This window comes from Wolbachia endosymbiont of Tuta absoluta (assembly GCF_059414725.1).
Genome location: NZ_JBNRJY010000196.1, coordinates 1 through 10209 on the forward strand (window position 1 = coordinate 1; position 10209 = coordinate 10209).

The following is a 10209-nucleotide window of genomic DNA, read 5'->3' on the forward strand; positions in this document are numbered from 1 at the left end:
TACAAAAGACCCCTTTTAACTACATAATTTTTAAGAAGATCGACTATAATTTTTATCAAAATACTAGTAATTTCAAACTATTATTTTGTAAAAAACTTACTATTAAAGAGAATAAGTTGAAATTGCAAAGTTTAAAATACAGAAATAATCATTTTACAAACTCGTTTTAGAGACTGTACATGATCTCAAGAAAGGAATAAACCGGAGATAGAGTATGTAAATTATGAAAACAGAGCAAGATGAGTAGGAGAAAAACTGAGTAGAGTTCTGTAGAAAGAAACAAAATCAAGAAGATTTAGGATATATTTTACATAGTGTTACAGGTCCTAAAAAGTGGCTTCAGTGAATCAACAATGTTTTCAAAATGGCAAGATTATTTTAATAAATGAAGTAAAAAACATAGCGGAAGTAAAGAAAGTGTTTTGAAATATATATAAAAAAGTAATTGCAAAGAAACAAATAAAAGGATGTAACTGTAGAAATCTTTGCCGTATTGTCAAAAGGTAAGTCTCTAATACTCTTATAGAAAAGTGTAGACAATTGTGATAAGCAAAATTCAATACTAGCTTACAAATCGTCTTCTTGCTTCCACCGCTTTGCTTCTAAAAAGATTATGAATAGACCCTTATATCCGAAATTTATACCTCTATATTTTAATATAGGGATTCATTTCAATTTTTAAAGTTTCTATTTAATAAGAATGCTATATCATATTCGTAATTTAATTTAAATATCTGTTGCTTCTGAAATACTATTTGGTTAGTAAATAAAATCATGTCTAATACAGAAAAAATGAAAAAGGATGTTGCTGTAATTATGGGAAGCGAGTCGGATTATGGCACTATGGTGCATGCTATTAACCTATTAAAAGAATTGGAAATTTCACATGATGTATTTATAATATCCGCACACAGAACACCAGAGAGACTCTTTAATTTTACTAAGTCTGCTCAAGAAAAAGGCTTTAAGGTTATTATAGCTGGTGCAGGAGGAGCGGCTCATTTACCTGGTATGACTGCATCGCTTACTTATTTACCTGTTATCGGTATTCCTGTGCATAGCAAGCAATTAAATGGGCTAGATAGTCTATTATCTATAGTGCAGATGCCAAAAGGTGTTCCAGTTGCAACAATGTCTATAGGAGAGAGTGGAGCATGCAATGCCGCTATTACTGCTGCATCTATATTGTCGATTTCTAATAGTGAAATTGCAGATAGATTAAAAAAATGGAGAGAGGGGCAAACTAAAGCAGTAAAAGAAAAACCAACATTATAATGGCAATAGTTCTTTTAGATACAAAAACCATAAATCGTATAGCAGCAGGAGAGGTAATAGAAAGGCCTGCAAGTGTGGTAAAGGAATTAGTGGAAAATGCAATAGATGCCAGAAGCTCAGAGATAGAAATTAAGATAGAAAGTGGTGGGCGTAACCTCATTACTGTAATCGATGATGGTAGCGGAGTAAAAAAGGATGATTTAGAACTTGCGTTTATGCGCCATGCTACTTCAAAATTGAGTGACAGTGAATTGATAGAGATCAAGCATCTTGGCTTTAGAGGAGAAGCTTTGCCTTCAATTGCAGCAGTAAGCAGAATAAAATTATCATCTAAGGCAAGCAAAGCAGATCAAGCATGGTCTATAAGGTATGAGGGGGGAGAAAAAATAGGAGAGCTTGTTCCTTATCCTTTATCGATAGGAACATATATTGAAGTACGAGATTTATTTTTTGCCACACCAAATAGACTAAAATTTCTCAAAACCGAAAGGGCAGAAACACAAAGCATTGTTGATATTGTAAACAACTTAGCAATGATCAATTATGGAATTGAGTTTACTCTTATCTCCGATAATAAGAAGCTTCTTAAGTATGCTAAGCAGAACTCATTATTTAGCAGGCTATGCGAAGTAGAAGAAGAATTTCATGAAAACTCTTTGCAAATTAGTGAAGAAGAAGATGGCATTAGACTTACAGGATACATCTGTAAACCTACTGTCAATCGTAGCAATTCAACTCAGATCTATACATTTGTTAATGGTAGACCAATTAAAGATAATCTACTTATTGGTGCAATTCGTTATGCGTATCACGACCTTATTCCAAGCAATAGATATCCTTTTGCAGCGCTGCACTTAGAGATACCGTATGATCAAGTTGATGTAAATGTGCATCCAAATAAATCAGAGGTAAGGTTTCAGAACAAGAGGCTAATATATGAAATAGTGAGAAGAGGGCTAATAAAAGTGCTATCAAAGAGAATAGATCTTGCAGAAACTGTATTGGCCCAGAATGGAACAACAACGAATCATCTATCATCAGATCCTTTTAGTAGGTCTAGTCTTAAAAATGAATTTTATGGAAGAAGGTCGGATCCTTTTGAAAACCAGTTAATGAGAGAGTTTACTTCTCCAAATATAGAGACAAAAAGCTTATCAGAACATTCAAAATCGTTTGATTATACTGGTATGCAAAAATCTCCTCCACGAGCAGAAACTACAATTTTGGAAAGGAAACAAACCGATCTAATAAGGGATTATCCACTTGGGTTTGCACACTGTCAAATCTACAATACTTATATTATTGCCGAGGTAAGAGACAAACTAATTATAGTAGATCAGCATGCAGCCCATGAAAGACTAGTATACGAGTGCTTAAAGGAGAAATCAAGTATAAAAAGACAAAAACTTCTTTTGCCTGAAATGGTTGAAATCAAAAGTCAAGCCGGTATGGAAATGATAGAAGTTTATAAGGATAAGCTTTTCGAAATGGGCTTTGATATCGAAATTAAATCAGAAAATGCGATCATAGTAAAAGAAATACCTGCAATCTTAGGGTCAATAGATGTGAAGAAAATGCTAATTGATATAGTGGATAGATTAATAGAAATAGAAGATACTCTACCTATAGAGGATAAAATAAATAAAATACTAGCTACAATTGCTTGTCATGGATCAATTAGAGCAGGTAGAAAGATGAAATTAGAGGAGATGAATGAGTTGTTGAGGCAAATAGAAAAAACACCATATTCTGGACAATGCAATCACGGAAGACCAACCTATATAGAAATGAAATTAAGCGATATTGAAAAGTTATTTGAGCGAAGGTAAGAAATTGTCACAAATGTGTATAGATTATACAACCCTAGTTTCGTCATCTCAAAACTCAGATACACAATTGTTCGAACATTGCAATTTGCAGGTAATTTGTATAGTAGATAATGTCATTCTATTACTTGACGATGATTTATTATGCAGCTACTTGATTAAAATTAAGTTTCCTAAATCCCAGGCATTGTCTTTTATGTTAATAATTAATATACAACTAAAGATACTTATCAAAAACGACAATAAAGAATTCAAAAAAAGCCAGAAATTCTGTAGAATTGACCATATAATATAGAGAAAAAGGAAGTGTATGATCACATCCTTCACTCCGATCATTAATCTGCAAACAAAATAGTTTTGCATTTTTTGATAAGATTAAGTAATATCAGCGTATTAGTTATACAATTAATAATTTTTATGGATGAGCGTAATCCTTGGAATCTTGGAAAGAAACCGTCAGGTTCAAGTAATGAAGATATTTTAAGTAAAGCTGTGTCTGATATAAGATGCTTTTTTAATGGCTTAACCAGAAATAGAGGGAAAAAACCTTATTTCATCATTTTTATTGTTTTGTTGTTTTATTTTTGTACTGGTTTCTATATTGTCCATCCGAGTGAGGAAGGTATAGAACTTACTTTTGGCAAATATTCCAATACAGAAACATCTGGTTTGCGTTATCACTTTCCCTACCCTATTGGTAAGGTTTTTAAAGTGAATGTTAAAGAAGTAAATCGTGAAGAAATTGGGATAAGCAGCTCTTATGGGCAAGATACAGATCGTGGTGAAGGAGTGATGCTTACCGGAGATGAGAATATAGTCAACGTTAACTTTGAGGTCCAGTGGCGAGTTAGAGATGCCAAAGATTATTTATTCAAAGTGCGGGATTATAAACCTGGTTTCAGCGTTAAAAATGCTGCTGAAAGTGCCATGAGAGAAATAATAGGTAAAAATACGATCTCTTTTGCACTCGAAGGTCAAGGTAGGGCTGAAATCTCCAGAGATACTAGAATTTTATTGCAACAGATTCTTGATGGATATCAAATGGGTATAGAAATTTTATCTGTTCAAATGAAAAAAATTGACCCACCAGAAAAAGTGATTAGCTCATTTAGGGATGTACAAAGTGCTCGTGCAGATAAGGAGCGTACTATAAACGAAGCATATGCTTACAGTAATGATATTATACCTCGTGCAAAAGGTGAAGCAATAAAGATAAAATTAGATGCAGAAGCATATGAGAACGAAATAATAAATGAAGCGAAAGGTAATGCAAATCGCTTTTTATCTCTTTATGAAGAATATAGACAAAATCCTTCTCTTGTTAAGAATCGTATTTATCTTGAAACTATGGAAAATATTTTTAGCAAGGTAGATAAATTTGTTATAACAGACGATCTGAAAGGTATGTTCTCTTATTTACCTCTTACAAATCTAGGAAAATAGTCATGAGTAGTAATATTAAAATTGTTTTTGCTTTTGTATTTGTTGCATTATTGATTGCATTATCTAATTCAATCTTTGTTGTTCAAGAAACAAAACAAGCAATAGTTATACAACTCGGTAAAGTCGTAAAAGATGTTAGGGACAGTGGTTTATATTTTAAATTGCCATTTATAAATAACGTAGAATTTCTTGATAAGAGAATTTTAGATCTAAGTCCTGATAAAACTCCAAGGGAAGTGATAACTGCAGATCAAAAGCGTATTATAGTAGATGCTTATGCAAAATATAAAATAATAGATCCTATCACTTTTTATCAGACTGTGAAAAATGAATCAGGGCTAGTTAGAAGATTATATCCTGTCATAGAAGCTCACATAAGGGAGAATATAGGAAGATTTTCATTAATTAGTTTATTGAATGAAAAGAGATCAGAAGTTATGCAATTAATTCAACGTGGAGTTTATTCTGAAGCTGGAAAATTTGGCATAGAGATAATAGATGTAAGAATTAAGAGAGCAGATCTACCAGAAGAAAATAGTTCTGCAATATTCCGCCGCATGCAAACTGAAAGAGAAAAGGAAGCAAAAGAAATTAGAGCAGAAGGAGAACAAGCTGGACAAGAAATTAGATCAAAAGCTGATAAATTAAAAAGGGGAATTGTCTCTAGTGCAGTAAAAGAATCACATGAAATAAGAGGCCGTGGTTATGCTGAAGCAACTAGAATCTATAATGAGGCATTCAAGGTTGATGAAGAGTTTTTTAACTTTTATCGCTCTATGAAAGCTTACAGTAAATCATTTGCTGAGGGTAATACTAAATTTGTGCTTTCACCAAATAATAATTTCTTAGATATTTTGAACAAGGGATGGAAATAGTTTATGAAAAGTAAAGCATTTATTTTATCTATATTTGCATATTTTTTAATTTCATTTGCTTCATATGCTAATCTGTTTGCAAAAACAGTTGCAGATCCTGTATGTAGTTGTAATAAAGGGCTTGCTGATATAGTGGAAGAACTTATTCCCGCAGTTGTAAATATTTCAAGTGAGCAAATAGTTAAGCAAGAAAATAACAGTAGAACTAAAATCCCTTTTACGCCAAGAAATAATTTCTTTGATGACTTTAGAGAATTTTTCGAGCATTTTGATCAATTTTTCGATAGAGCTCCTAGCATTAATAGAGAAGTGACGTTACTTGGGTCTGGATTTATTATAGATAAAAGTGGAACCATAGTAACCAACTATCACGTTATTAAAAATGCCCAAGATATTACAGTTACTATGAACGATAATACTTATTTCAAAGCAGAAGTTTTAGGCTATGATGCAAAAACTGATCTTGCTGTGCTTAAGATTAATTCTGATAAAGATCTTCCTTTTGTTGAATTTGGTAATTCTGATAAAGCAAGAGTTGGTGATACAGTTATTGCAATAGGCAACCCTTTTGGTTTAGGTGGCTCTGTAAGTACAGGAATTGTGTCTGCAAGATCTAGAGACATTAGTATTGGTACTATGAATGAATTTATTCAAACTGATGCTGCAATTAATAGAGGTAACTCAGGGGGACCACTATTTCATCTAAATGGAAAAGTTATAGGCATTAATACTGCTATTTATTCCCCATCTGAATCTGGCGGTAACGTGGGTATAGGCTTTGCTATACCATCTAATCTAGCTATTTCAATTATTGACACATTAAAAAGTGGTAAAAAAATAAAACATGGTTGGCTTGGCGTGCAAGTTCAGCCTATAACAAAAGAATTTGCTGAATCCTTGGGTTTAAAAGATATCAAAGGTGCATTAGTTGCAAGCGTAGTAAAGGGCAGTCCTGCAGAGAAAGGAGGAATCAAAGTAGGTGATATACTATTAGAGTTTGACGGCAAAAAAATTGATAGAATGACGCAATTACCTCATATGGTTTCACGAACTGAGCCCGGAAAGAAAGTACAGGTTAAGTTACTTAGAAAAGGTAAAGAAGTCAATATCAAGGTTGCAATCGAGGAATCTACAAATGATGATTCAGGTAATAATCAAGAAGAAAATAAATCAACATCTAGTTATATAAGTGGTTTAACCGTTTCAAATTTGCCAAAAGAACTAAAAAACAATGCACCCACAAAGGGTGTAGTAGTTACTAGTGTAGATAGTAGTAGTAATTCTACACTACGTGTTATTAAGAAAGGTGATATAATTATTCAACTAGATGGAATCGATATTGAAAATACTAATGATTTTCAAAAACAAATTGATTCAGCAGTAAAAAAAGACGGCAAAGATTCAGTAATGCTGCTTATTTACCGCAACGGCAATCAATTTTTCACCTCAATCAAATTGAAGAAGTAGCTATTTATCTAGCTGGTCATGAAAAAATTGCTTGACAAATTTAACTAGCTTCTTTATCCTGAGGGTAAGGGTGTTTCTGTAGATTAATAAAATTTGTCCCTATACTGAAAACCTTTCCAACGAGGTTATGGAAGAACTAGATTTCAGTATCAAGCACTGGAACGATATCATCCATAAGATGAAAGAGCTGGAGTGGTAAGAAGTTCGATAATACAAAGCATTTTTATGCTCAGTTGTAAAAAAACAACTTTCTTTCACAAGTTAATTTATAACTAAATTAGTGTAAAATATAATTATATTTACTGATCATCAGTATTAATCAATAATTAATACCCATAAATTAATTATATCTAATCGCAAAGGGAGGTGGAGATGCGTTTTAAACTAGAAAAGGAAGATATTCCACAAAAAGATTGTAATAATAGAACTGGTCGTAGGATACCTGCACAAATAAGATTAAATAACAAAACAACATTTAGCCTGCCTAGTGTATCTTACATTATCATCGACAACAATATTGGCCTGAGTTTTCAAATTTGGGATTTGAAGCATGACGTGGCAAGTATACTAAACAACTTATCTGAATGGCCACAATTAAAGCTAGAAAGGGTAGGAAATGATTACAAATTCGCTTTAGTTACTACCTCTGATCAACCTTATTATTATTACTATGATGGCAAAGATACTATGATAGATACTATTTATCATATGCCTTATGGTTACACAAATGGTTTACATGTTAACACATATAATCATGAAAGCTGTAGTACTTATTATGAACTGCTAGAAAACAGGAAGGTTTTAATAGATCCAAAAGACATAATTAGTAGCGAAAATGTTAGTCTTATTTTGGAAGATCTTAAAAGTTCACCTGATAGAAGACTCAAAATAAAAATAGGAGACTATTTGTTTAAAGAATCAAGAAATATATACAAATTATATAGGAGCGCTCAGGTATATAATCAGGTATATAATTTAACTGGTGGAAAAGTTGGCATATTGAATAATATCCTTTCAGCATTTACTCGTATAAGCAATACATTCCAGTTATTCCCTTTTCATGAAATGGAGAGCTTGAAAGCACAAGATACCTATTTCGCAGTAAAAAAGTTAGGCAATAGTTATGTTGGTTGCATATCGTATGAAAATAGCACATGCAAAAATTTTTATAATTTTAACCCTAATTCTTTTGGGTATGAGCACGACAATAGACCAGGTCCATATCCTTATTATTATAACTTAGAAAATTTTGATAACTTTTTGGAGGTTGATGTGAATATTCAAGAACATATAAATTTAGAAACAGAAATTGAACTTTTAAAACGCAGAATAGACAGATTAGAACGTACTGGTGTACAAGGTCCTAAAGGTGAGCCAGGTGAAAGGGGACAAAAAGGTGATAGAGGCTTCGATGGAGCGCCTGGTCCTCAAGGTAACAAGGGGGATACTGGATCGTCAGGTGCGCATGGATCAAAAGGTGATCAAGGACCTAAAGGAGAAAAAGGGAATCAAGGCACTAATGGAATAACTCCAAGTATTAGTCAAGTTGTTACCGAATTTTCTTCTAACAGAGCCCATCTATATCCTTTAGCAGCAGCTATAATGGAAGAAGATCAGAGTAATTCCATGGGATTTTCAGAAAGAATAGCACATCTTTTTGGTGAGCGTGTAAAGCGAGAAGATTCTTTAAAAGCGTTAGTTAAAGGCGTACAAGGTCCTCCAGGCCAAAAGGGCGAACCAGGTCGTAACGGTCAACGGGGGTTAAAGGGCGAACAAGGTCCCAAAGGTAATAAGGGTGACCGAGGTTTTCCTGGTCCAGAAGGTTCTAAAGGAAATACTGGCTCAAAAGGTGAGAAGGGAGATGCCTCAAGTGCTATAGAAATTGCAACTGAATTAGTTACCAGTAAAAAAGCTGAGCTAGGAGAAGCAGTTCTTAACGCAAATGGTATCAAAGGTGAAAATCTTGCAACTCAGATTGCCGGTAAAATTAATCTTAATTCGCAGGAACTTGTGAATAAAATTGATGTAGCAAAACTTACTGAAGGAGTAGTAAGTAAACTTTCTTTAGAGGAAGCAAAAAACATTATAAAAGATACTGTGAGTAAGATAACAAGCGATGCCACAAAGAAAAATAATCCCGATCCTATAGCCTTCCAAAAATATGAAAAATTTGCAGAAAAGCTTGCTAAACTACTTGTTGATAGAAGCAGTATGAGCGAGATAGAAGCTCACAATCTTATAAAAGGTAAGGTGAGCGATTGGGCACTTGCTAAGTATCTTCTGCTTCATAGTGATTTAAATAATCAGCCAAAGGCTCTAGAAATCGTGAAGCAAGAAATAGACAAGGAAAAATTAGTTGAGTATTTGCTTGAGTATGCCAAATTAAAAGGCGATGTGAATGCAGCAAAAACAATAGTTGAAAATATTGTTCATCAGTTCTTTGACACTCAAAAAGTAGGTGAATTAGGAAGAGCAGTACTAGAAGCAAAAGATGATCAAGATAAAAAAGTGCTGGTAAATGATCCAGTCTTACGTGAAGGAATAGCAGAAGAATTGAGACAAAATCCAGGAAAGATAAAAGGTCCCAAAGGAGATACTGGTTCTAAAGGTGATAAAGGAGATACCGGAACAGATGGATTGCCAGGTGCACAAGGTCCTAAGGGAGAGCCAGGCATAAAAGGTGAGCCAGGCATAAAAGGTGAGCCAGGTATAAATGGAACAAAGGGAGATATTGGTCCTAAAGGATTAGACGGAGCCATGGGAATAAAAGGTGATATGGGTGAGAAAGGAAAGATAGGTTCTAAAGGTGACAAAGGAGATACTGGGTCTAAAGGTGATAAAGGTAGAGATGCAAGTCCTGAAGAAGTTGCACAAAAATTAATTAATAATGGCACTATTGCTAATCAGGTGCTTGAATATCGTGACCAAGGCGGAGATTTAGTATTAGAGAAGCAAGTTGCAGGAAGAATTATTAGTAATCAAGATATTCAAACAGGAATAGCCATTGCATTAGCTGATAACAGAATGGAAGAGCTAGCAGATGTGTTACTAAGTGATTCTAATCATACATTAGTAGAAAACCTTGCAAATAATACCGAGCTAACACAAAGCATTGCAGAAGAACTAAGGAAAAATCCAGGAGAAGTCCAAGGTCCAAAGGGAGAAACAGGAGATATAGGTCCTAAAGGATTAGACGGAGCCATGGGAATAAAAGGTGATATGGGTGAGAAAGGAGAACCAGGTGCAAATGGATTGCAAGGTCCAGAAGGTCCTAAGGGAGAGCCAGGTATGAGGGGCTTCAATGGTACACAAGGTCTTACAGG

At 33.9% G+C, this 10209-nt stretch carries 6 protein-coding genes; all 6 read left to right on the forward strand.

All coding sequences use genetic code 11. The features are described from left to right. Nucleotides 1-774: 774 nt before the first annotated feature. Nucleotides 775-1275: a 5-(carboxyamino)imidazole ribonucleotide mutase gene (gene purE / locus ACJ5GX_RS01985; protein ID WP_007302433.1), complete on the forward strand. Its 501-nt coding sequence runs from the start codon at nt 775-777 to the stop codon at nt 1273-1275. After that, the gene (gene mutL, locus ACJ5GX_RS01990; RefSeq protein WP_052264667.1) at nt 1275-3104 is read left to right on the forward strand and encodes a DNA mismatch repair endonuclease MutL; all 1830 of its coding nucleotides are present in this window, start codon (nt 1275-1277) and stop codon (nt 3102-3104) included. Before purE ends, mutL begins: the two co-directional genes overlap by 1 nt. 414 nt (nt 3105-3518) lie before the next feature. Further along, nucleotides 3519-4544, forward strand: a complete 1026-nt coding sequence (hflK, locus tag ACJ5GX_RS01995; RefSeq protein WP_264690007.1) for an FtsH protease activity modulator HflK — start codon at nt 3519-3521, stop codon at nt 4542-4544. Nucleotides 4545-4546: 2 nt separating this feature from the next. Continuing rightward, nucleotides 4547-5419, forward strand: a complete 873-nt coding sequence (hflC, locus tag ACJ5GX_RS02000; protein ID WP_007302430.1) for a protease modulator HflC — start codon at nt 4547-4549, stop codon at nt 5417-5419. A gap of 3 nt (nt 5420-5422) precedes the next feature. Then, entirely contained in the window at nt 5423-6886 is a 1464-nt protein-coding gene (locus tag ACJ5GX_RS02005) for a DegQ family serine endoprotease (protein WP_007302429.1), read from the forward strand. A 372-nt stretch (nt 6887-7258) separates the two neighbouring features. Then, on the forward strand, nt 7259-10209 hold a 2951-nt coding region (locus ACJ5GX_RS02010), incomplete at its 3' end, for a collagen-like protein (protein WP_495292648.1).

What these genes read in the sequence shown, in the direction of transcription:
- hflC (WP_007302430.1), top strand. Translation starts at nt 4,547, where the DNA reads ATGAGTAGTAATATTAAAATTGTTTTTGCTTTTGTATTTGTTGCATTA.
- mutL (WP_052264667.1), top strand. Translation starts at nt 1,275, where the DNA reads ATGGCAATAGTTCTTTTAGATACAAAAACCATAAATCGTATAGCAGCA.
- ACJ5GX_RS02005 (WP_007302429.1), top strand. Translation starts at nt 5,423, where the DNA reads ATGAAAAGTAAAGCATTTATTTTATCTATATTTGCATATTTTTTAATT.
- purE (WP_007302433.1), top strand. Translation starts at nt 775, where the DNA reads ATGTCTAATACAGAAAAAATGAAAAAGGATGTTGCTGTAATTATGGGA.
- hflK (WP_264690007.1), top strand. Translation starts at nt 3,519, where the DNA reads ATGGATGAGCGTAATCCTTGGAATCTTGGAAAGAAACCGTCAGGTTCA.